A 23,119-nucleotide genomic window follows, 5' to 3' on the forward strand; every position below is an offset into this window, starting at 1 on the left:
CCATGAAGCTCCATTTTGAATAATTTCTATGGACCATTTTGCGATGTCCAAACGGCGTAGCACCATCGAAATACCATCGCTCAAAGCGATCGAGCGAACGGCCAATGTCAGTCGCCAGCTTGCACAGGCCCTGCGGAACGCGATCGCCCGCGGTGAGCTGAGGTCGGGAGAACGCCTTCCTTCGACGCGGAGCCTTGCGGCTTCGCTGGAGATCGCGCGCGGCACCGTTGTCGAGGTGTTCGATCAGTTGACCGCTGAAGGCTATCTCGAAGCGCGGGTCGGAGCCGGAACCCGTGTTGCCACCGATCTGATGGACACCACGCCGGCGCCCCCGCTTGCACCGGCTGTGCCATCTACCGCGGATGCCGTCGATCTGCCTTCCCAGGCTGCCCGGCTGATTGCCATCGCCCGTGCGCTCACCCCGCACCCGCCCGTTCCCTTCGCCATCGCCGTCCCGGCTTGTGGCATTGCGCCCGACGACAACTGGCGCCGTCTCGGCAACCGCGTGCGCGCGTCGCGACAAGCCGCACCCTCTGGTTACCACGATCCTATGGGTTTGCTCGAACTCAGGCTTGCCATTGCCGACCACGTCCGCCGCGCGCGGGCCGTTCATTGTGAGCCGGAACAGGTCATCATCACGTCAGGCACCCAGCAAGGCCTCTATATGGCAGGCCGGGTGCTTCTCTCGCGTGACGATGCGGTATGGGCCGAGGACCCGGCCTATCCCGGCCTAACGGCAGTGCTCGACGATCTCGGCGTACGAATGCACCGCCTGCCGGTCGACGCACAGGGAATGAACGTGGAACGCGGCCTCGAGCTATGTCCGCAGGCGCGCGCCGCATTCGTCACCCCGTCGCACCAATATCCGATCGGAATGCCGCTCAGCATGGCCCGGCGTAATTCCTTGATCGCCTGGGCCGACCAAAATCGCGCCTGGATTGTCGAGGACGACTACGACAGCGAGCTGCGTTATGCCGGACACCCATTTCCCTCGATGCAGGGATTGCGTCCGTCACGCGTCATCTATCTCGGCACCTTCAGCAAAGTGCTCTTTCCTTCCCTGCGCCTCGGCTACGTCATCGCCCCTCCTCCGCTGGCGGAAGCCTTTGCCGGCGCCCGCGCCATTCTCGACCGGCATTCGCCGATCGCCGAACAGCACGTTCTGGCGGCCTACATGCGGGAAGGCTATTTCGAAGCGCACATCCGGCGCATCCGTAGCCTCTATGCCGAACGCCGCGCTGTTCTGCTTTCGGCGCTCGAGCGGGCCTTGCCTGAGGGCTGTCGCGTTCAGGAGAGCGACCAGGGCATGCATATTCTCCTATGGCTGCCCGGAGAGGTCGACGACGCGCAACTCGCAGCCCGCGCCCTCTTGTCCGGCATCGCCGTGCGTGCGATCTCCCCGATGTATGCCGCGCGGCCGGCGCGCCCCGGCCTGATGCTGGGCTTCGGCGGATTTCTGCCGGAACAGCTGCAGGCGGCGGTTAGCGAACTCGTCAAGCTGCTGAGCCAGCAGATGTCTGGAGCGGGAGGTCCGCAACAAGCCTAAGCCGTCAGCCGTTCCCAGCTATCGTCCATCTGGTTGCGGAACCATGTCATTTGCCGCTTGGCATATTGCCGCGTCGCCGCAGCACCCTTCTCCAGTACCTCGCCGCGCATCATCTCGCCCCTGACCATCGCCGTAATCTGCGACACGCCGATTGCCTTCATCACAGGCGCCTCCGCCGGCAGGTCAAGCGCAAGCAGCGCCCGTACCTCATCTTCCGCGCCTTGCTGCAGCATCTTTTCGAAACGCCCGTTGATGCGCTGATGCAGCACAGCCCTGTCCGGCAGCACGACGATCTTGCGGGCCTCAGCCGCGTCGATGATCACCGGTCCCGACCGGCCCTGGAAATCGGCGATCGACCGCCCCGTCGCCTTCATCACTTCGAGCGCCCGGACGATGCGCTGCCCGTCCTGGCGGTTGAGGCTTGCCGCCATGGCGGGATCGGCCTCGGCGAGTTCGGCATGGAGCCCGTCGGGCCCCTCCTCCAGCAGCCGCGTCCTGAGTTTCTCTCGCAGCACCTCCGGTATCTCCGGCATATCCGAGAGACCGCCGGTCAGCGCCTTGAAATAAAGCCCCGTGCCGCCGACGAAGACCGGCAGCCGTCCCGCGCCCCTCAACGCCGGTAGTAGTGCCGAGACATCCCGCAGCCAGGCGCCTGTGGAATAGGCCGCACCTGCCGGCACGTGGCCGTAAAGATGATGCGGCACACCCTGCATCTCCTCTTCCGATGGGCGCGCGGTCAGCACGCGCAACGTGTCGTAGACCTGCATGCTGTCGGCGTTGACAACCGCGCCATCATGACGCTTGGCCAATTCGACGGCGAGCGCGGACTTGCCGCTGGCGGTCGGCCCGGTTATCAGGATCGCGTTCACTGTGCTCAGAAGGTTTTCCATCATGGCCCTCGTTGCCACGCTTGTTGCCAATCCGTCAAATCCCGTGCTGACACCCGAAATCGCCGAAAGGGCGGCCGAGGCCGTGAACGCTTCCGGTCTCTACTGGCTGGCCGATGGCGTTGCCTGCGACATCGCGCTGCGCGACGGCACCGATGCGCAGACGGCCGAGGCCAATATCCTTGCCGTCATATCAAGCGCGCCCATCGACCTCGTTATCCAGGAGCAAGAGACCCGCCGCAAGAAGTTGCTGATCGCCGACATGGATTCGACGATGATCGGCCAGGAATGCATCGATGAACTCGCCGCCGAAGTCGGCCTGAAGGAGAAGGTCGCGACCATCACTGCTCGCGCCATGAACGGCGAGATCGCTTTCGAGCCTGCCCTGCGTGAGCGTGTCGCCCTGCTGAAGGGGCTGCCGATATCGGTCGTCGACGAGGTCATCGCCAAGCGCATCACGCTCACCCCCGGCGGGCCGGAACTGCTTGCCACCATGAAGTCGAAAGGCCATTACACCGCGCTTGTCTCCGGCGGCTTCACCGTCTTCACCAGCCGCATCGCCGCCACCCTCGGCTTCGACGAGAACCGTGCCAACACGCTGCTCGAAGACGGCGGCATTCTCTCCGGCTTCGTCGCCGAACCGATCCTCGGCAAGCAGGCGAAAGTCGATGCGCTGAACGAAATATCGGCTCGCCTCGGCATTTCGCCGGAAGAAGCGATGGCCGTCGGCGACGGCGCCAACGATCTCGGCATGCTACACCTCGCCGGCGCCGGCGTTGCGCTCCACGCCAAGCCCGCTGTTGCCGCCGAGGCGCAGATGCGCATCAACCACGGCGATCTAACCGCCCTGCTCTACATTCAGGGCTACCGGAAGACGGATTTCGTGACGGCTTGAAGGCGATACCAGCGATATTCCCGAAATCGGGGCTGATCGCCGGTGCCACGTACGGAAGGGCAACCTCCATAAACCCGCCAAATAGCCTGTCACCTCCGGACCGTTAGGCCAACGGCCCCGTTTCGAAAGGCCGCCCGGCACACCCTCTCCGCCCTCATTCCTGTGCTCGTCACAGGAATCCAGCCACCGCGCGTCTGCGCGGTGAATGATTTACGCCAAGAGAGTAGAGTCTTCTTAGCCCAGGGACTTTGGGCGCACTGGATTCCTGTGACAAGCACGGGAATGAGGGAGAGTTGGAGACCACGGCGGCAAATTCACTACCGCCTAGCTCCCCTATTCCATCGGCACCGCCACGAACCGCAGATCGCCATTCGCCGATGCGACCATCAGCTGGGCGTTGCGGCGGCCTTCCTGTTTCAGCGCCTGCACCTTGGCTGCGACCGCATCCGGCGACTTCATGAACTCCTGCGCCACCTCGACGATCACGTCGCCGGGCTTCAGCCCCTTTTCGGCCGAGGCGGAGCCGGGCGTCACCTCTGTGACGACGACGCCGTCGACGCTCTCGGCGATGCCAAAGGCCTTGCGCGTCTCTGCGCTCAACAGCGACAGCGACAGCCCGAGCACGTTCTTCGGCGTGGCCGCATCCGGCGACACCTGGCCTTTATGCTGGTCGGGTGAATCAGGTGCAGGCTTAGCCTGATCGCCTGAATCCGGCTGGTCCATGTCATTATTCTCGCCGGGGTCCGGGGTGATCACGCCGCCGTCGCTCTGCGAACCGTCGGGCGCCGCATCGTCGGATGCTGCCGCCTGATCGCTGTCCTCGAGCCGGCCGAGCTTCACCTTGACGGTCTGCTCCTTGCCGTCGCGCAGCACCACGACGTCGACTTCCTTGCCGACCGTGCTTTCCGCCACGACGCGCGGCAGGTCGCGCATTTCGCTGACGGTCTTGCCGTCGAATTTCAAAATGACGTCGCCCGCCTTGATCGAGCCGTCATCGACGGGGCCGCCCTTGATGACACCGGCGACCAGCGCGCCCTTTGCAGTGTCGAGCCCGAGGCTGTCGGCGATATCGTCGGTCACCGGCTGGATGCGCACGCCGAGCCAGCCGCGCCGCGTCTCGCCATATTCGCGCAGCTGGTCGACGACGCCGGAAGCAAGCTCCGACGGCACAGAGAAGCCGATACCGATCGAGCCGCCGCTCGGCGAAATGATTGCCGTGTTGATGCCGATCACTTCACCCTTCATGTTGAAGAGTGGGCCGCCGGAATTGCCCTTGTTGATCGCCGCATCCGTCTGGATGAAGTTGTCGTAGGGGCCGGCATTGATGTTGCGGCCACGCCCGGAAATGATGCCCACCGTCACCGAACCGCCGAAGCCGAACGGATTGCCGATCGCCATCACCCAGTCGCCGATGCGCATCGTGCCGGAATCGCCGAATTTCACGGATTTCAGCGGCGCCTTCGGCTCGACCTTCAGCACCGAAAGATCGGTCTTCGTATCGGTGCCGATCAGCTTCGCCTTGAGCTTCGAACCATTGGCAAAATTGATCTCGATATCGTCGGCACCCTCGATCACGTGGTTGTTGGTGACGATATAGCCCGCCGGATCGATGACGAAGCCGGAGCCAAGCGAGCTGACATTGTGGTTGCCGCCCTTGTTGCCCTGCTGCTTGTTGAAGAAATCGTTGAAGAATTCCTGGAAAGGCGAACCGTCGGGCGCGCGCGGCGCCGGGCCTGCACCCTCATCGTCCTTCACATTCTGCGAGGTCGAGATGTTGACCACGGCGTCGAGCAGCCCCTCGGCGAGATCGGCGACGGAAGCCGGGCCGTTGTTGGGCATGGCGGCCTGGATCGGAACCGTCTGCTGCGGTTCGGCGGGTGCGGAAGGTGTAGGAGCGGGAGCAGCCGTTTCCGGAGCAGCGGGTGCCGTAACCCCAGGTGCCGTCGTCTCAGGAGCGGTTTGGGCATAGGCGACCCCGTTCATGCCGGCATGCGCAAGAATTGCAGCGCTGGCCATAAGCGCGAGCGTTCGTCTAAAGGGCGAGCGAATCGTGGGGGCCATCAAGCTTCCTCATAAGGGTGCATGCGCACATTGAGCATCAGCATAAGGCGGAATGATGGAGGGCGAAATCACCTTTTCGCGAAATCCCCGTGCAATGTGACGTGGCCTCGCAACAGCCGGATCATCACAATCATTCCACGAAAAAAGGGCCGGCGCTCGGGCCGGCCCTTCCAGATTGTCGGGGTCGTTTCCCCGCTGTCAGTTCGCCGGCTGGGCCGGTGCGGCGGGAACTGCCGGAACCGGTGCGGCCGGATTTGCCGACTGCAGGGTGCCGGCGGAATTGTCGAAATAGCGGAAGAATTCCGAATTCGGCGACAGCACCAGCGTCGTATCCTGTGACGAGAGAGCGGAGGAATAGGCCGCCATCGAGCGATAGAACTCGAAGAAGGCTGGATCCTTGCTGAAGACTTCGGCGAAGACGCGGTTGCGTTCCGCATCGCCCCGGCCTCGAAGGATTTCCGCATCGCGCTGGGCGCCTGCGGTGAACTCGACGACCTGACGGTCGGCGACGGCCCGGCGCCGCTGGCCTTCCTCATTACCCTCCGCACGGATACGCTCCGCCTCGGCGAGACGTTCCGACCGCATGGCATTATAGGTGTTGGGCGCAACCTCCGGCGAAAGGTCGGTGCGGCGGATACGAACATCGTCTATATGCAGGCCGAGATTTTCGGCATCTGTGCGCAGGTCGTCGCGAATCTCCAGCATCATCGCGACACGCTCTTCCGAGAGCGCAGCATTGTAGTCACGCAGACCGTAGACGCGACGAAGCGATGAATCGAGCTGGGCCCTCAACCGCGCTTCCGCGGCTTCGCGATCGCCCGATACCGTTTCGCGGAAGCGGCGGACATCCGAGATGTTGTAGATCACGAAGGCATCGACGTCGAAGGTCTGACCGTCCTGGACCTGAACGCGAATATTGTCGAGATCGAGCCTCAGCGCCTGCTTTTCGACCAGCTGAACGCGGTCGGCATCCATGAAGCCGAAGGGCAGCTTGAAATAAATGCCCGGCTCGGTTTTGACCGACTGGATCTGGCCGAAACGGACGACGATGGCCTGCTCACGTGCATTCACCACGAAGATGGACGAATAGAGCCCGACCAAAACGATGGCGAGGATGAGAAGAATGATGGGAAGTCTGTTCGATGTCATGACTCAACCTCCCTGCTGCGCCGGCTTGCCGAGCTCATTGAGCGGCAGGTAGGGCAGGACACCCTGCTTCTCGTCGATGATGACCTTCCGGGAGTTCTTCAGCACCTGCTCCATCGTTTCGAGGTACAACCGCTTGCGGGTCACGTCGGGCGCCTTGGAATATTCGTCGTTGATCGCCGTGAAGCGCTGCGCTTCACCTTCGGCCTCCTTCACCACACGGTCCGTGTAGGCGGCTGCATCTTCACGGATTCTGGCCGCATCGCCTCGCGCCTGACCAAGCTTCTGGTTCGTGTAGCGATTGGCCTCTTCAATCGTGCTGTCGCGGTCACGGCCGGCACGCTGCACTTCTTCGAAGGCATCGGCGACTTCCCGCGGCGGTGCCACGTTCTGGATCGTCACGCCGGTCACGGTCACGCCTGCGCCATAGCGGTTCATCGTATCCTGCAGGATATTGAGCACATCCACTTCGATCGGCTGGCGATTGCTTCGGAAGGCGTCCTGCGCCGGACGCCGGCCGACGATTTCACGCATGGCACTGTCGGAAACCTGCTGCAGCGTCTCTGCCGGATTTTCGACGTTGAAGAGATAGGCCTTGGGATCGCTGACGGTGTAGAAGACCGCGAACTGCACGTTGATGACGCTCTTGTCGCTGGACAGCATCAGGCCGTTCGAAGACGATGCCGAAGTCGCCCCGATGTTCAGCTGCTGCACGGTCACCTTGACCGTCTCCACCGTTTCCATCGGCCACAGATGGAAATGCAGGCCCGGCATGGAAATCTCTTCCTTCGGCTTGCCGAACCGCAGTTCGACGCCGCGTTCGTCCGGCTGCACGACGTAGATGCATTGGATCAGCCAGAAGACGGCGACGATCGCCACGACGATCACCGCCACGCCGCCGTTGAATCCGCCGGGAATGATGTTGCGCAGCTGGTCCTGACCGCGCCGGATGATATCTTCCAGATCAGGCGGTCCGCCCTTGCCGCCGCCACCGCGCGGCCGGTTCGGCCCCTGTCCCCATGGTCCCTGATTATTACCGCCGCCGCCGCCCCAAGGGCCGCCGCCGCCATTCTGATTGCTCCAGGGCATCAAAACCTCGTTGTTCGTTAAGTCTCCACGCATGCGAAACCGTGGGGGCTGACCGGCCGATGCGTTGGTGACCGTTATAAGTATCGCCGCACCGGCTTTCAACGCAACGTGAGAAACTTGGTCAATTTAATTGGAAAATAGTTCATTTTCAGGCGCGTCCGCGTTCGTAGACGACGAAGCGCGTGGGATAGCTGTCCTTCTCGCCGGCCGGAACCGCGATCGCCTCCCCTGCCTGCCAGATATCGGGATCAATCACGGGAAACGACGCGTCTCCGTCGAGATCGGCCTCGACATGCGTGATGCACATCCGGTCGGCAAGACCGATCGCCTGGGCATAGACCTGCCCGCCGCCCAGAATGCAGATCTCGTCGACGCCGGTTTCGAGCGCCAGCCTTTCGGCCGCCGTTATCGCCTCGGACAGCGAATGCGTCATGGAGACATCAGGATGATCTATCGCTGCCTGCCGCGAAATGACGACGTTCGGCCGTCCCGGCAGTGGCTTGCCGATCGACTCGTAGGTCTTGCGGCCCATCACCACAGGCTTTCCCAATGTCAGCGCCTTGAAGCGCTTGAGATCGCTCGAAAGCCGCCACGGCATGTCGCCGTCACGGCCGATAATGCCGTTGCGGGCAACGGCGGCGATAATGGTCCTGCGGATGTCGGCCATGGAATGTCCCGGATCAGACGGCGATCGGCGCCTTGATGCTGGCATCGGCCTCGTAGCCGATCAGCTCGAAATCGTCGAAGGTGAAGCCGAAAATGTCCTTCACATCAGGCTTGATGCGCATGAACGGCAGCGGCTTCGGCCGGCGCGCCAGTTGCAGCTTCGCCTGGTCGAAATGGTTGTGATAGAGATGAGCGTCGCCGAGCGTGTGAACGAAATCGCCGGGCTTCAGCCCGGTCACCTGAGCGACCATCATCGTCAGCAGCGCATAGGAGGCGATGTTGAAGGGCACGCCGAGGAAGATATCGGCCGACCGCTGGTAGAGCTGGCAGGAAAGCTTGCCGTCAGCCACATAGAACTGGAACAGGCAATGGCAGGGCGGCAGCGCCATTTCGTCCACTTCGGCCGGATTCCAGGCCGAAACGATGTGGCGACGCGAATTCGGATTGTTGACGATGCCTTTGACGAGATTGGCGATCTGGTCGATATGGCCGCCATCCGGCGCTGGCCAGGAGCGCCACTGGGCGCCGTAGACCGGCCCGAGATCGCCGTTTTCGTCGGCCCATTCGTCCCAGATCGAAACGCCGTTTTCCTTGAGATATCGGATATTCGTCTCGCCCTTCAGAAACCAGAGAAGCTCGTGAATGATCGAGCGCAGATGCAGCTTCTTCGTGGTGAGGACGGGGAAGCCCTCTTCGAGGTCGAAGCGCATCTGGTAGCCGAAGACCGAGCGCGTGCCGGTGCCGGTGCGGTCGCCCCGGTCGGAGCCCTTTTCCATCACATGATTCAAGAGATCGAGATATTGCTTCATGTCGCGCTGATTCCGTTTCGGCCAATTTAAGCCTTCGGAACCGGGAAACCAATCACCGCCGGGTATTTTCCCAATGTTTCTGATGGGGCGCATAACGCTTTTATGACGTTTGCCCTTTCCTTGTGCTGAGGAAACCCCTATATCAACCCTGCCGGCTTTCGGGCCGGCTATGGCGATAAATGAGCGGTGTAATAAACCTATTGGACCCGGGGGCGGTACCCGGCGCCTCCACCAAAAACCGGCGGTCTTAAAGGCCGGCTTTTGATGGGGGCGAAACAGGATCGACAAGGGTGTAAAGATCGTCTTTTTGCTCGGCATTGTACCGCCGTTATCGGGCTAAAATTGTAGTTGCAAACGACAACTATGCGGAAGCTCGTCTCGCTGCTTAATCGCGGTGTGACACTTCAAATAAAGTCCTAGTGGTTCGCACCTCTAGGCGGGGTCCGAAGGCACCTGGCAACAGAAGCCTTCACCTTCTCCCTGCCGCCGAAATCATGTATGCTGCTTAAAAACGTGACTCGGCTCCGGTCTTTCCCAAGGCGCCCGGACGTGGCATACAACCTTGTGAAAAGACTCCGAACCGACGAAAGACAGGAAAAGCATGGGGCAGGATCATATCCGCTACGACATTCTGGCACAGGATGCACTTCGCGGCGTCATCCGCAAGGTATTGGCGGAAGTCGCAGCCACGGGCCGCCTGCCCGGTGATCATCACTTCTTCATCACCTTCCTCACTGGCGCGACCGGTGTGCGCATCTCCCAGCACCTGAAGTCGAAATACCCCGAGCAGATGACTATCGTCATACAGCACCAGTTCTGGGACATGAAGATCACCGAGACGCATTTCGAGATCGGTCTTTCCTTCTCGGACGTTCCGGAAAAGCTGGTCATCCCATTCAATGCGATCCGCGGCTTCTACGATCCCTCCGTCAACTTCGAGCTCGAGTTCGACGTGCCACTCGCCGATGGCGAGGAATTGCCGTCCGGCGAAATCACCGCCTATCCGGTGGATGCGGCCGGAAAGCCCGATGACGCCGGCGGTGCAAAATCCGCCGACGGCGAGGAGAAGAAACCGGGCTCCGTCGTCTCGCTCGACTCCTTCCGCAAGAAGCAGTGATTTGAAGGGAGGCCAAGCCTCCCTTTTTCATAGGGAATCCAGGCAACCGCATGAGCGCCGAAATCATCAATCTGCGCCAGTTCCGCAAGAAGCAGGCTCGCTCCGAACAGGAGAAGCAGGCCGAACAGAACCGCATCTCCTTCGGCCGCACCAAGGCCGAAAAGCAACTGACCCGCAGCCTGAACGACAAGGCCGACAAATCCCATCGCGACGGCCGGATCGAGACCGATGACGACGGCGCGTGACGGTTTCACGCAAAACTCGAAGAGCCGGAATGGAACCTGCGATCAGCCACTTGCGCGGTTTCCTTGAATCGATCTGCCGACCCACGCATGCTTTGACAGAACGTCCTTAGCGCGTGCTCGCGGACGCGCGGCGCTCTAGGCGCTCCAATCGGAATGTGAAGGCGCTCCATGATCCGCAAGCATTCGGCGACATTGCACGGCCATCGCACCAGTTTCTCGCTGGAGGATGAGTTCTGGACTGAGCTGAAGACGATTGCCGCAGCCCGTTCGATACCGCTCGCCGCCCTGATCTCCGAAATCGACGACCACCGCCCGCCGGACAGCAACCTGTCCTCAGCGCTGCGCTTGCATGTGCTTTCCTGGCTGAAGGCCGGCGCCAGCCACCAGCCCTGAAGCATGTTGCTTAAAATCGCGTAGCGATTTGGGACGACATCAATGAAAACAAAGGCCTGAAGCGTCTTGCATGAATCAAATTCTATGCACTTTCACTGCGCCTGAACGCCCGGCAACTGGTCGAAATTGAGCGGACCGGGCTGCGCTTGCCCGCTGCGCCGTGCTGCTTCCGCCTCTGCGGCGGCCCTCGCCTGCGCATCCGCATCCGCCTTCGCTTTGGCTTCCGCCGCGTGTGCGGCCTCCGCCTCGGCAGCAGCCTTCTCAGCGGCTGCTTTCTGCGCCAGCGCGCGCAGCCGCTCTTCCTCCGCCTGCCGTTGCTTCTCGATCTCGGCTGCCTTGATGCGCTCAGCGTCGTTGAACCGGTAGAGCGCCACCTCGCGGCGCAGCCGCTGTTTTTCGAGCACGACCGCCTGCAGCCGCTCGACACGCCGGCGCTCGCGCTCGAAGGCGCGCAGCGACAGAAAGCTGGTGATATCGGTTACATCCATCGTCTTGCCGGGCGACGGCAGCATGCCGGAAAAATTCAGCCGGAGCGCCGGCTCGGCGCCGGAAAGCGCTTCCGTGCCAGGATTGAACCCGACGCCCAGAGTCGCGCTGATCCGCTCTTCCGGCAGTGCGATTTGCGCATCGGCGGTGATGCGGGCCAGATCGTTGGCGACGGTGACATTCTGCACCCTCAGCGTCCCGTCGGCGATGTTGAAGGGGATGCCGAGCGGCGGCAGCTTCGCCTCGCCGTTGCTGAGCAGCGTCTCGATGATTGGATGCACCTTGCCGGCATTGATCTGCTCCTGCATCGTATCGGTTGCGGCAAGCAGCGGCGGAAGGACGGCAAGGTTAAGCCCGCGTATGCTGGTATCGCCGAGCCTCAGTTCGCCCGAACCATTGAGCGAGCTGGCGATCTCGCCGATCGTCTTGCCCGAAGCCTCCATCGACAGCGACAATCCGAACTTGCCGTTGGCGATCGGCGCTCCGTCGCGCAGCCAGACGACGCCGGAAAGATCGGAATCGGCAAGCGCAAGCTTCGTCTGCAGGAAACCGGTACCGTTGGCATTGGTGAAAAGCAGGTTGCCGGAGAGCTTTCCGTCGTCCCAATTGCCGGCCATGTCGTTGAGCTGCAGCTCGTCGCCCTTGTAGGCAACGTTGCTGGTGAAGTCCGACACCGCCGTTTCCGGAAGGCCCGGCCAGAACTGCTTGGCCGTCAGTTTCACGTTGACGTCGAGATCCTTGAAGACGGGCAGCCCCAGCGGCGCCGTCGCCAGCTGACCGTTGGCGGGATCGACGATCTGGCCGAACACCGCCTCGCCGAGCCAGCCGGCATCGGCCTTGGAGAGCGTCAGCCCGCCACTCGCGGTCGTCTTCGCAGCCTTCCGGTCGAAGGTCAGCGCACCGGAAAATTCGTTGTCGGCCGCATGCCCCTTGAGATCCGAAAAGACGATCTTGTCGCTATCGATGGCGGCATTGACCTGCAGACCGAACGGCAGCCCGGTTCCGGTCTGCGGCAGGGCGATGCCGTTCATGATGAGATAGGGGTCGATATCGGCGCTGTCGAGCGAAAGGGCGATCTCGCCGTTCATGAAGGTCTCCGGCCGGACATCGATCTTGCCGTTGGCCATGAACGAGGTCCGGTCGGTCGCAAAGGTCAGCCCCGCATCGGCGGGATCGTTGCCCGATGCCTTCACCTTCAGCGTCAGGCGGCCATTGGCCCCGACATCGACCGGCAGCGGATCGAGCCCGGCCTGGCCGAACAGGACTGATGGCACGGCGTTTTCGAGCGTCGCCTCGAGGCTCGTCGTGCCATTGCCGGTCAGCGCCAGGAGGTCGGACATGCGGTAGTCGAGATTGACGCGGCTGCCGTTCGCCACGCCGGCAAGCGTCACCGTCAGCGCATTGCCCTCGTCGCCGCCAAGCGTCAGCGCGCCGCGAAGCGCCGTATTGCCGTACCAGCCGGCATTGCGCACCAGCCGGTCAAGCACCGGGTGATGCGGCAGGTGCTCGCGCAGCATGGTGAAGAAGCCGCCGGGATCGGCCGATTTGAAGGTGATCTCGCCCGCGCCCTTGTAGTCGAGCAGCGAACCTTCCGCCCTGCCCGTCGCCGTCAGCTCTGCGCCTGCAATATTCTTGATCGACAGCCGGTCGACGGCAAGCGCGCCATCGGCAATCGTAAAGGTGGTCTCGACATTCTCGGCGTCGACGCCGAAGGCGGTGAACTTGTCGGCCTTGAGCTGGGCGGCGATCTTGTGGTCGAGCACGTTGTCGCCGGCATCCTGGCCGGTCATGAGCCCGCTCAGCGCCTGTAGCGCGTCAAGATCGAGCGTATCGCCGTTCAGCGCCACCGATAGCGTCGGCGTCTGGCCGGAGATCGCCTGGCGCTCCAGCCGGCCCTTCAGCGTCGCCGGTCCGATGGCGATCTCGAGATTTTCGAAACGCTGCAATTCATGCGTCAGGCTGACATTGGCGGAAAAGCCCGCCTGCCGTAATTGCCGGATAGCCGGATCGACCGAGCCGGCTAGCCAGGAGGCTAGCCCCGTCGGCTGGCTGGAGGCCACCAGGATCTGGCCGTTGAACGAAGGCTCGCCCTGAAGCAGGAGCTTGCCCTTGCCCTCTACCTGCGTGCGTCCCGGCAGCGTGCCGGTGACGCTGTCGATCAGCCAGCCGGTGCCGGCCGGTTCGAGCTCCAGCTGTACGTCGCGCAGCGTCGTATCGCCGGCGACGATTGCCGGCAGCTTGACGCTCGCCTTGCCCGGCACCTGCGGGATCGGCACCTGCGCGACGATATCGATCAGCGAATTCAACCGCTGGCGCGCCGAAACAGCGGGATCCCGTGTCGTCTTGCCGGCCGAGCCCTGATTGCCGATGCGGTTGACATCGATCTGCTGGCCGTCGGCGGTCAACAGGAATTCCGGCGCATTGCCGGTATCGAGCGTCGCCTCGCCGGTTATGACGTAGGGATCGTCTGTCGGGCCGATCTCCATCCGGTATTCGGGGATGCGGATACGTTCATTGGTGAGCTCGAAGCGGCCCTTGACGCGCGGCGGCTGCTCTTTCTTGTTGGCGGGCTTGGCGCTGTTGCGGATTTCGATCGCGGCCGAAAGCTGGCCCTGATAGTTCGGCTTGCTGTCGACGAGCTTCAGCTCGCCGTCGAGATCGACGCTGACAGGGTGCTTGTCCGGCGAAAGCCTCGTGCGCATGCGCAGCACGCCGTTCTCGTCCGGCTGACTGCTCGAGATCGAGAAGCCGCCGTGCTCGCCGTCGAGCGCAGCGTCGCCCTCGATGCGCCAGGGACCAGCCAGCGACTTTGCCGACATTTCCGCGTTGAGGCCGGTGATGCGACGCGAGCGACCCGACTGATCGTCGATGAATTCGACCTCGCCGCCGCTGACATGCACGTTTTCGAGGACGACGGTCCTTGCCGGTATTTCCGCGCGGCTGCCGCGCATCCAGTCGAGCGTGCCGTCCTTGAGCAATCTCAAGCGCACCTTCGGATTGACGATACGCATGTCGAAGATCAGCGCTTCGCCCGACAGGAAAGGTGCGAGCTCCGCATCCATGGAGAACTGCTCGACCTTGACGATCGGCGTGCCGTCTGCTTCCTGGCCGACGCGCACGTCATGCAGCGTCACCGATGGAAACGGCAAGAGGCGCGCATCCACGGTGCCGTAGACGGTGACTTTCTTGCCGATAATGCGGCTTGCCTGATCCTCAAAATTCTTGCGGAAGTCCGTCCAGTCGATGAACAGCGGCGCAAGCAGCGCCACAAACAGCACTACGACGATCACTCCCCCCAGAAAGACGAGGAACCGGCCTACCAATGCAAAGCGTCTCCATTCGGGATTCTGTTGCAGACACTAGAGCATGATGCCGAAAAGTGTGAGCGGTTTTCGGACGACATCATGCTCTAACTCTTTATTTGAGAACAGGATTCAGATTTCAGGGCGAGCCTGCCTAACATCATCTTGTTCTAGCGCTAATCATGCCGGGGGCAAGACCCAACTTCATGAGAATGTTCCGTTTCAGCCATGGTGGAAAATCTTGCCGGGATTGAAGATATCGTCCGGATCGAGCGCCTGTTTCACCTGTCGCATCAGATCCACCGCGCCGCCGAGCTCCTGTTCCAGAAACGCCATCTTGCCTTGCCCGATCCCGTGTTCACCGGTGCATGTCCCGTCCAGGTCGAGCGCCCGCCGGTTGAGCCGTTGTACGAAGCTCTCGGCCATGGCGATGTCTTCGGCGCTCTTGTCGTCGAACAACAGCAGCACATGGAAGTTCCCGTCGCCGGCATGGCCGACGATCGGCCCCAACAGCCCGTGTTCCTCGATATCCGCCTGCGTTTCGGAAACACAATCGGCGAGCCTCGATATCGGAACACAAACATCGGTCGAAAGTGCGGCAAGCCCGGGCGCCAGCGCCCTTGCGGCCCAATAGGCGTCGTGGCGTGCCTTCCAGAGCTTCGTCCGTTCCTCGGCATTGGCTGTCCACAGGAACTCGCCGCCGCCGCATTCGGCGGCGATCTCGGCAAAGGCTGCCGATTGCAGCGGCACCGTCTCGTCGGTGCCGTGGAATTCGAGGAACAATGTCGGGCTTTCGGCATAGGAGAGCTTTGAATAGGCGTTGCAGGCGCGCATCTGTACCGTGTCGAGCAGCTCGATACGCGCCACCGGAATGCCCATCTGGATCGTCATGATGACGGCATCGCAGGCGGCCTTGATGCTCGGAAAGGCACAGGCCCCTCCGGCAATCTTCTGGGGGATCGCCTGGAGGCGCAGCGTCACCGAGGTCAGAATGCCGAGCGTGCCCTCGGCGCCGACGAAGAGCCGCGTCAGATCGTAGCCCGCCGAGGATTTACGGGCGCGCCGGGCCGTGCGGATCTCCTCGCCATTGGCGGTGACGGCGGTGACGGCAAGCACATTGTCCTTCATCGTTCCGTAGCGCACGGCATTGGTGCCGGAGGCCCGCGTCGAGGCCATGCCGCCGATCGAGGCGTTGGCGCCGGGATCGATCGGGAAGAACAGGCCGGTATCGCGCAGGTGGATATTCAGCGCCTCGCGTGTCACACCCGGTTCGACGGTGCAGTCGAGATCTTCGGGGTTGACCTCAAGCACCCGGTCCATGCGGCTGAAGTCAATCGAAATGCCGCCATTGGCGGCATTGACCTGCCCCTCCAGCGAGGTGCCGACGCCGAAACCGATCACCGGCACCTTGTGGGTCGCACAGGCTCTGACCGCCGCCTTCACATCTTCGGCGCTCTCAGCGAAAAGCACCCCGTCTGGCAGTTGCGGCGGGATATAAGTGGTCGTATGGGCATGCTGTTCGCGGAAGGACTGGCCGGTCTGGAAACGCTCGCCGAAGCTCTGCTTGAGAATGCCGAGCACCGCGGCAATTCCCGCCTCGTTGCGTGTGCCCGCCTTCGCGTCCTTCAGCGCCATCCCGTTGATCTCCCTGCCATTCCGCAGAAACCATATCGTGTTCCGCAGGTCAGGCTGGGTATGCGGCAAGTCAAAGCGGCTGTCCAGTTAAGATTGGCAGAAGATTTCATTCCCACTTTGTTATAGGCAGGCTGCTATAGCCAAGTCCGCCGCCCTCGCACCTCAGACAATCGGCGGATTGAGCCGCGCAAAACCCTCCTGCCTGCGATAGGGAAAATAGGGATAGGGCGCCGTGACAGTGCTGACGGCGTCGAGCCTTTCGACCTGCTCCTTCGACAGGCTCCAACCGACCGCACCAAGATTCTGCCGAAGCTGTTCCTCGTTGCGGGCGCCGATGATGACGCTCGATACCGTCGGCCGGTTAAGCAGCCAGTTGATGGCGATCTGCGGCATCGTCCGGCCGGTCTCACCCGCGATGGCGTCCAGCACCTCGACGATGTCGAACAGCTTCTCGTCGTCGACGGGCGGGCCGTATTGCGCCGTCTCGTGCAGCCGGCTTGCCTTGGGCAGCGGCTGGCCACGGCGGATCTTGCCGGTCAGCCGGCCCCAGGCAAGCGGGCTCCAGACGAGGGCTCCCACACCTTGGTCGGCGCCGAGCGGCATCAGCTCCCATTCGTAATCGCGCCCCGCCAGCGAATAATAGACCTGATGGGCGACATAACGCGGATAGCCGTGGCGCTCAGCGGCGGCGAGCGACTTCATCAGTTCCCAGCCGGCAAAATTGGAAACGCCGGTATAGCGGATCTTGCCTGCGGCGACGAGCCCGTCGAGCGTCGACAGCACCTCCTCGACCGGCGTCGAGGCATCGAAAGCATGAAGCTGCAGGAGGTCGATATAGTCGGTCCCGAGCCGGCGCAGCGCATCCTCGGTGGCGCGGATCAGCCGTGCTCGCGACGTTCCCCAGTCCTGCGGCCCCTCGCCCATTGGCAGCGCCGTCTTCGTCGAGATCAGCACAGCGTCTCGCCGGCCGCGGATCGCCTGGCCGAGCACCTCCTCGGAAGCGCCGGCGGAATAGACGTCGGCCGTGTCGAAGAGATTCACGCCGGCTTCGAGGCAGATATCGACAAGCCGCCGCGCTTCCTCGGCATCGGTATTGCCCCAGGCGCCGAACAGCGGCCCGCTGCCGCCGAATGTGCCGGCGCCGAAGCTCAAGACCGGCACTCTGAGGCCGGAGGCGCCGAGATTTCTGTAGTCCATGGATCTGTCTCCTGTATTTCCTATGAGATAGACCTTGGTCGCCCGATGATATAGATTGCCCCTAAGCAAATCATCTGTGACTTGAATTCATCATGAGCCGTCAGGACATCAACCGCTCCGGCGAAATGGAAGTCTTCGTCAGTGTCGTCGAGCGCTGCGGTTTTTCCGCCGCCGCCACGGCCCGGCGCATGACGCCGTCGGCTGTCAGCAAGCTCGTCGCCCGGCTGGAGACCCGCCTCGGCGTCCGCCTCGTCAACCGCTCTACCCGAAAGCTGCAGCTGACGCCGGAAGGCTGTGCCTTCTACGAGCGCAGCATCACCATCCTTGCCGATATCGCCGAGGCTGAACGTCAGGCCTCGACAGGTGAACAGGCTTCAGGCCGAATCCGCATCAACACCAGCGGCTCTTTCGGCAATCATGTGCTGGCGCCGCTCGTGCCGGCCTTCATGGCGCTTCATCCAGCCGTGACGCTGGATATTTCCCATACCGACAGGATAGTCGACTTGATGGAGGAGCGTGCCGACGTCGCAATCCGCGCCGGCCCCTTGAAGAATTCCAGCCTGATCGCTCGCAAACTTGGCGCCACCGGCAAGATCATCGTCGCAGCACCGGATTATCTCTCGCGTCATGGCAAACCACTCACGATCGCCGATCTCCGCCGCCATTGCCGCATCGGCTTTTCTTACGCCCGCGCCATCGAGGGCTGGTCGCTGCGCGAAGGTGGCGAAACGGTGATGATCCCGATCACCCCGGGCCTGCAGGTGGGAGACGGCGAAGCCATGCGTCACCTCGCTTTGTCAGGCGCCGGCCTTGCCCGGCTCGCCGCCTTCACCGTGCGCGCCGATATCGATGCCGGCCGCCTGGTGCCGGTGCTCGAAGAGGCCAATCCTGACGATCTCGAGGAGTTCTATGCCGTCTATATGGGCCAGGGCGGCCCGCTACCGGCGCGTGTACGCGCACTGCTCGATTTTCTCGCCAGCCATGTACGTTTCTGAGGCACCCCGCCCAAAACCGTGCAGCGGCTTTGTAAAGGTGACATGCATAAAAACAACGACTTGAAGCGGTCGCATGAATCAGTTTCGCATTATAGGGCACCGAGAAGCCAGATTTCGCAATTGACCGCCCGCCTCGCCCCCGCCTATACCGGACCCGCGCCAGCCGGCTCTTGTAGCCGGCATTTCTTCGTCATGCCGGAGCCCTCAGCCTCAGGGCTTGGCGCCGGCCAGGAAAGACACGGGGATCATGTCATTCTGCGACGTAAGCCGCCTGCTGCGGGATTCCGGCCTGGCGAAATGGGCGCTGCTGCTGGCACTTTCGACTGCTCTCGTCGTCTTCCTCGAACTCTTTGCTCTGCCGGCCTCGCTGCTGAGCGGACCGATGGTCGCGGCAATCGCACTGGCGTTGACCGTCGGCAAGGGAAAGCTTCGCGTGCCCTTCTGGCCGCTGCAGTTCGGCCAGGTCCTGGTCGGCCTGATGATGGCGCGCACCATCACCCCTGACATTCTCGGCACCATGGCGAAAGACGCACCGCTCTTTCTGCTGTTCATCTTCTCGGTCATCGCCATCGCCACCGGCCTCGGCTGGCTTTTGACGCGCTGGCAGGTGCTGCCGGGTACGACCGCGGTCTGGGGCTCCTCGCCGGGCGGCGCCTCCGCCATGGTCATCATGTCGGAAGCCTATGGCGCCGATGCCCGTCTCGTCGCATTCATGCAGTATCTGCGCGTCGTCTTCGTCGCCGTCGGCGCCTCGGTGATCTCGCGCCTGTGGGTGGCAGCCGATGGCGCCGAGCCGCCGCCGCTTGTCCTCTTTCCCGAGATCGACTGGCCGGCCTTTGCGGCGACGATGGCTTTTGCCGCCTTTTGTGCCTATGGCGTCTGGCGCCTGCGCCTCCAGGGTGGCACGATCATCGTGCCGCTCTTTCTCGGCGCCTTGCTGCAGGGCATGGGCCTCGTGAAAATTGAGTTACCGATGTGGCTGCTCGCCATCGCCTATGCACTGGTCGGCTGGAGCATCGGCCTGCGGTTCACTCGCTCGATCCTCAAGCACGTGGCGCGCGCCCTGCCGAGGGTATCGGCCTGCATCGTGCTGCTGATGGCGCTCTGCGGCTGCATGGCCGTGGCGCTTCACGTCTTCGCCGGCATAGATCCGCTGACCGCCTATCTCGCCACCAGCCCTGGCGGCGCCGATTCCGTCGCCATCATCGCCGCCTCCAGCGATGTCGACGTGCCCTTCGTGATGGCGATGCAGACCGGCCGTTTCCTGGTGATCCTGATGATCGGCCCGATGCTCGCCCGCTTCATCGCACGCCGTTCCGGCCTTGCGGAAAATCCAGTCTAATGCCCTGTTTGGGGTTATGCGTGAGTGCTACCCATTGGCCGGGCGTCATGCCGTAGGCCTTCTTGAAATGGCGGTTGAGATGGCTCTGGTCGGCAAAGCCGGTCGCCGCCGCCACATCGGAAATCCCCTCGCCCGCACCGATCATCGCCCGCGCCCGCTGCAGCCGCCGCATCAATAGGTAGCGATGCGGGCTGGTGGCGAAGGCCGCCCGGAAATGCCGCGACAGCGCAAAGCGGTCGAGCCCCGTCACCGCTTCCAGCTCCCCCGAGCACACTGCCCGGGTCGCATGTGCCTCAAGATAATCCCGCGCTGCCCGCGCCTGCCGCCACGCGACGAGGCCCAGCGGCCGGCGCGGCATGCGCGCATGCCGTGACAGCCCGCCCGTCACCCGCGATACGAAATCGTCGACGAAAAGCTCGTCCAGTTCGCGGTCAAGTTCGCCGAGTGCTGCCAGCAGCACGCCCGCCAGCGCAGGATCGCCGATAACGGGTTCATCGACAAAAGGCAGGCCGACCCCATCCGCTTCCAGGCATTCAAGAAGCAGCGACGGCTCCAGATAGAGCATGCGGTAGTGCAGCCCATCCTCGGTCCCCGCCCCGCCGTCATGCTCTTCGTCGGGATGCAGCACGATCACCTGCCCCGGCAGGCTGAAGCGCCGCACGCCGCGATAGCGGAAGGTCTGTACCCCCTTCAGAGTCACGCCGAGTGCATAGGTGTCGTGCCGATGCGGCTCGAAAGCATTGCCGGAGAACTGCGCCTCGATGCGCTCGATGCCGGGAAAGGCCGGCGCAGCCAGGATGGCGTTGCCGGATGGTCCCGCGCACAAACGTTCAAGACCTTCGAAGACCTGCGGATGTAAGTCCTGGTTCAACGCGCCCGATACTCCATAACCCGTAGATAGGTGAAAGACCGTCCGATGTTTGATACCAAAATTGCCGTCGTCCTGCGAAACAATCTTGCCGGCTGGCAGAAGCTGAACGTCACCGCCTTCCTGATGACAGGCATCGCCGGCCGGCATCCCGAGATCATCGGCGAAGCCTACAAGGACCGCGCCGGCAATCTCTACAATCCGCTATCGATCCAGCCGATCATCGTGCTCTCCGCCGACGAGGCGACGATATCAGCAGTTCACCGCCGCGCGCTGGAGCGCGATATCACCAGCTCGCTGTTCATCGAGGAGATGTTTGCGACCGGCCACGACGCTGCCAACCGCGCCGTCTTCGCAGAATTTGCGCCTGAAGACGCCAAGGTGGTCGGCATCGCGCTGCGCGCCGAAAAGAAGATCGTCGACAAGATCACCAAGGGCGCCACGATGCAGCACTAACAGAAACGGCCGGGCTAAGCCCGGCCGTTTCAAAGGCAGAAAATTCGGTTCAGCCCTGCGTGATCGGCGCGATCTGGATCTCGACGCGGCGGTTCTGCGCGCGGCCGGCCTCGCTCGCATTGGAGGCGACGGGTTGCGACGGGCCGAAACCGACGGCGGAGACGCGGCGCTGGTCGATGCCCTGACCGCCGAGATAATCGGCAACCGAAAGCGCGCGGCGCTGCGACAGGTCCTGATTGTGCTGCAGGCTGCCGGTCGAATCCGTATGGCCGTTGACGTCGATCAGCGTGCGGTTGAACTTGCGCAACACGATCGCCACCGAATTCAGCGTCGGATAGAAGCCCGGCTTCACCGCGTCCTGATCGACGTCGAAGGTGATGTTCGACGGCATGTTAAGAATGATGTTGTCGCCGTTGCGGGTCACCGAAATGCCGGTGCCTTCGAGCTGGGCGCGAAGCTCGGATTCCTGCTGGTCCATGTAATTGCCGACCGCACCGCCGGCGAGAGCCCCGACGCCTGCGCCGATCAACGCCGCATTGCGCTTGCCGTGGCCGCCACCACCGACGGCCACGCCGACGAGAGCACCGCCGAGGGCGCCAAGCGCAGCACCACCCGCCGTATTGGAAACCTTCTGTTCACCGGTATAGGGATCGGTCGTTGTGCAGGCACTGAGATAGCTTGCGGCAATAGCGAGAAGTACGAATTTTTTGATCATGGACAGGACGGTCTCCGTTCGACTGATCCGAGCAAATGGCAAGGATTGCGGCAAGAAAATGAAGATGTTCTCCTGATAGGGCAAATTCGGGCGCCGAAACACAGCCATGTTGCGGGATTGCGCTGATATCACCAGTTTTAGCGGATGACCGTCCACTTCTCCTCCCTCATTCCTGTGCTCGTCACAGGAATGACAGAGAGTGGGATCGCACACTTAGAAATTCTGGAACAACTGCCGCACCGTATCGTAGGTTGCGTTGGCGATGTTCAGCGATTGCAGGCCGAGTTGCTGCTGCGTCTGCAGCGCCCTGAGCCTGCTCGACTCCTCCTCCATGTCGGCATCGACAAGCCGGCCGATGCCGGTGGCATTGTTGTCGTGCAGTTTCGTGGCGAAGTCGTTCTGCAGGTTGATGCGTTTCTCCAACGCGCCGAAGGCCGAACCGACCGTCGTCAGCTGCGACAGCGCGGCATCGACGACGCTGATCATTTCGCCGACCTGTCCTTTCGTCGTGCTAGCCGAGAGCGAAATCACTACCTGCCCTGTGGTCGTGCCGTTTTTGCTCTGCATCAGCACGTAGTCCTGCGACGCGCCGAGCTCGGTGGCGAAATAGGCCGATGTCAGCACGCCGTATTCGCCCGAACCGGTGGCGCGATCGTCGATCAGGTAGCGTGCGTCCTTAGAGGTCGTGCTCCCGCTCGGCGTCGTGTCGATATGATAGCTCAGCATGCCGACCGAGATCGTCCCGTCGGCATTGCGGATGAAGGAGGCCGGAATCTGGCGCGGCTGCGTCGGTGTCGCATCGTTGTTGAGAACCACCCAGTTGTCGCTATTGAAAGTCGCCGCCTCGGAGACGCTGCGCAACTGCTCCTGCAACTGCTTGATCTCTTCATTGACCTTGTCCTTGTCGACCCCGTCTTCGGTCGCGGCAACCAGCTTGGCCTTGATCTCAGAGACGACATCGATGACGTTCTGGACGCCGGTATAGGCCGTTCCCATCGTCGCCGCCGCCATACCAAGCGCATCCTGGATCGCCGAAACCGCCTTGTTGTCGGTTCGCGCAGTGGTGGCGACCGACCAATAGACGGCATTGTCGCTGGCTTTTGCCACACGCATACCGGTCGTGATGTGGTTTTGCGTGACCGCCATATTACGGTTGATATCGCGCAGCACATGAAGCGCCGCATCCACCGAGACGCGCTGGTAAATACTCACGGAACTAAACTCCAAAAACACAACAGGACGCAAACTGCACAAGAAATGAACCGTCCG

The 23,119-nt window shown here is 62.5% G+C and carries 20 protein-coding genes and 1 other RNA gene; 9 read left to right on the plus strand and 12 right to left on the minus strand.

Annotated features, from left to right (window positions below; all coding sequences use genetic code 11):
- The first annotated feature begins 43 nt into the window (after window positions 1–43).
- Complete coding sequence (gene pdxR, locus AC245Y_RS14565) at window positions 44–1,546, plus strand: MocR-like pyridoxine biosynthesis transcription factor PdxR (protein WP_210162545.1); 1,503 nt, start codon at window positions 44–46, stop codon at window positions 1,544–1,546.
- Here pdxR and miaA read toward each other — a convergent pair.
- A complete protein-coding gene (miaA, locus tag AC245Y_RS14570) occupies window positions 1,543–2,439 on the minus strand; it encodes a tRNA (adenosine(37)-N6)-dimethylallyltransferase MiaA (RefSeq protein ID WP_017994686.1) in 897 nt (298 codons plus the stop codon). The genes pdxR and miaA overlap by 4 nt on opposite strands.
- On the opposite strand from miaA, the gene serB reads away from it, so the two are divergent.
- Window positions 2,438–3,328, plus strand: coding sequence for a phosphoserine phosphatase SerB (serB, locus tag AC245Y_RS14575; RefSeq protein WP_017994687.1), 891 nt, complete (start codon window positions 2,438–2,440; stop codon window positions 3,326–3,328). The two genes, miaA and serB, sit on opposite strands and share 2 nt — an antisense overlap.
- Before the next feature lie 333 nt (window positions 3,329–3,661).
- On the opposite strand, the gene AC245Y_RS14580 is transcribed toward serB, so the two are convergent.
- The 5 genes from AC245Y_RS14580 to AC245Y_RS14600 form a co-directional block, all read right to left on the minus strand.
- On the minus strand, window positions 3,662–5,389 hold the full coding sequence (locus AC245Y_RS14580; RefSeq protein WP_017994688.1) for a Do family serine endopeptidase: 1,728 nt from the start codon (window positions 5,387–5,389) through the stop codon (window positions 3,662–3,664).
- A 198-nt stretch (window positions 5,390–5,587) separates the two neighbouring features.
- On the minus strand, window positions 5,588–6,538 hold the full coding sequence (gene hflC / locus AC245Y_RS14585) for a protease modulator HflC (protein WP_017994689.1): 951 nt from the start codon (window positions 6,536–6,538) through the stop codon (window positions 5,588–5,590).
- Window positions 6,539–6,541: 3 nt separating this feature from the next.
- The gene (gene hflK / locus AC245Y_RS14590) at window positions 6,542–7,624 is read right to left on the minus strand and encodes an FtsH protease activity modulator HflK (RefSeq protein WP_012758235.1); all 1,083 of its coding nucleotides are present in this window, start codon (window positions 7,622–7,624) and stop codon (window positions 6,542–6,544) included.
- A 148-nt stretch (window positions 7,625–7,772) separates the two neighbouring features.
- Window positions 7,773–8,291, minus strand: coding sequence for a dihydrofolate reductase (locus AC245Y_RS14595; RefSeq protein ID WP_017994690.1), 519 nt, complete (start codon window positions 8,289–8,291; stop codon window positions 7,773–7,775).
- 13 nt (window positions 8,292–8,304) lie between these two features.
- Complete coding sequence (locus tag AC245Y_RS14600) at window positions 8,305–9,099, minus strand: thymidylate synthase (RefSeq protein ID WP_012758237.1); 795 nt, start codon at window positions 9,097–9,099, stop codon at window positions 8,305–8,307.
- A 111-nt stretch (window positions 9,100–9,210) separates the two neighbouring features.
- Between AC245Y_RS14600 and ssrA the strand changes: the two genes are divergently transcribed.
- From ssrA to AC245Y_RS14620, 4 genes are all read left to right on the plus strand, one after another.
- Window positions 9,211–9,573: a transfer-messenger RNA gene (gene ssrA / locus AC245Y_RS14605) on the plus strand.
- Between the two features lie 127 nt (window positions 9,574–9,700).
- The gene (locus tag AC245Y_RS14610) at window positions 9,701–10,216 is read left to right on the plus strand and encodes an SspB family protein (protein ID WP_017994691.1); all 516 of its coding nucleotides are present in this window, start codon (window positions 9,701–9,703) and stop codon (window positions 10,214–10,216) included.
- Window positions 10,217–10,266: 50 nt separating this feature from the next.
- The gene (locus AC245Y_RS14615; protein WP_017994692.1) at window positions 10,267–10,461 is read left to right on the plus strand and encodes a DUF4169 family protein; all 195 of its coding nucleotides are present in this window, start codon (window positions 10,267–10,269) and stop codon (window positions 10,459–10,461) included.
- Between the two features lie 168 nt (window positions 10,462–10,629).
- Complete coding sequence (locus AC245Y_RS14620) at window positions 10,630–10,854, plus strand: ribbon-helix-helix domain-containing protein (RefSeq protein ID WP_017994693.1); 225 nt, start codon at window positions 10,630–10,632, stop codon at window positions 10,852–10,854.
- Between the two features lie 92 nt (window positions 10,855–10,946).
- On the opposite strand, the gene AC245Y_RS14625 is transcribed toward AC245Y_RS14620, so the two are convergent.
- From AC245Y_RS14625 to AC245Y_RS14635, 3 genes are all read right to left on the minus strand, one after another.
- Entirely contained in the window at window positions 10,947–14,663 is a 3,717-nt protein-coding gene (locus tag AC245Y_RS14625) for an AsmA family protein (protein WP_017994694.1), read from the minus strand.
- Window positions 14,664–14,864: 201 nt separating this feature from the next.
- The gene (locus AC245Y_RS14630) at window positions 14,865–16,277 is read right to left on the minus strand and encodes an FAD-binding oxidoreductase (RefSeq protein ID WP_012758242.1); all 1,413 of its coding nucleotides are present in this window, start codon (window positions 16,275–16,277) and stop codon (window positions 14,865–14,867) included.
- A gap of 162 nt (window positions 16,278–16,439) precedes the next feature.
- Window positions 16,440–17,474, minus strand: coding sequence for an aldo/keto reductase (locus tag AC245Y_RS14635; protein ID WP_017994695.1), 1,035 nt, complete (start codon window positions 17,472–17,474; stop codon window positions 16,440–16,442).
- Between the two features lie 92 nt (window positions 17,475–17,566).
- Here AC245Y_RS14635 and AC245Y_RS14640 point away from each other — a divergent pair, with 92 nt between their 5' ends.
- Both AC245Y_RS14640 and AC245Y_RS14645 read left to right on the plus strand, forming a co-directional pair.
- Window positions 17,567–18,469: a LysR family transcriptional regulator gene (locus tag AC245Y_RS14640; protein ID WP_012758244.1), complete on the plus strand. Its 903-nt coding sequence runs from the start codon at window positions 17,567–17,569 to the stop codon at window positions 18,467–18,469.
- A gap of 247 nt (window positions 18,470–18,716) precedes the next feature.
- Entirely contained in the window at window positions 18,717–19,811 is a 1,095-nt protein-coding gene (locus AC245Y_RS14645) for an AbrB family transcriptional regulator (RefSeq protein ID WP_017994696.1), read from the plus strand.
- Here AC245Y_RS14645 and AC245Y_RS14650 read toward each other — a convergent pair.
- Window positions 19,771–20,682: an AraC family transcriptional regulator gene (locus AC245Y_RS14650; RefSeq protein ID WP_017994697.1), complete on the minus strand. Its 912-nt coding sequence runs from the start codon at window positions 20,680–20,682 to the stop codon at window positions 19,771–19,773. The two genes, AC245Y_RS14645 and AC245Y_RS14650, sit on opposite strands and share 41 nt — an antisense overlap.
- Before the next feature lie 45 nt (window positions 20,683–20,727).
- Here AC245Y_RS14650 and AC245Y_RS14655 point away from each other — a divergent pair, with 45 nt between their 5' ends.
- A complete protein-coding gene (locus AC245Y_RS14655) occupies window positions 20,728–21,135 on the plus strand; it encodes a DUF2000 family protein (RefSeq protein WP_017994698.1) in 408 nt (135 codons plus the stop codon).
- 49 nt (window positions 21,136–21,184) lie between these two features.
- On the opposite strand, the gene AC245Y_RS14660 is transcribed toward AC245Y_RS14655, so the two are convergent.
- Window positions 21,185–21,850, minus strand: a complete 666-nt coding sequence (locus tag AC245Y_RS14660; protein WP_026157423.1) for a YiaD family glycine zipper/OmpA-like lipoprotein — start codon at window positions 21,848–21,850, stop codon at window positions 21,185–21,187.
- 213 nt (window positions 21,851–22,063) lie between these two features.
- Entirely contained in the window at window positions 22,064–23,062 is a 999-nt protein-coding gene (locus AC245Y_RS14665; RefSeq protein WP_012758249.1) for a flagellin N-terminal helical domain-containing protein, read from the minus strand.
- Between the last annotated feature and the right edge of the window lie 57 nt (window positions 23,063–23,119).

This window comes from Rhizobium sp. SRDI943, assembly GCF_057653695.1.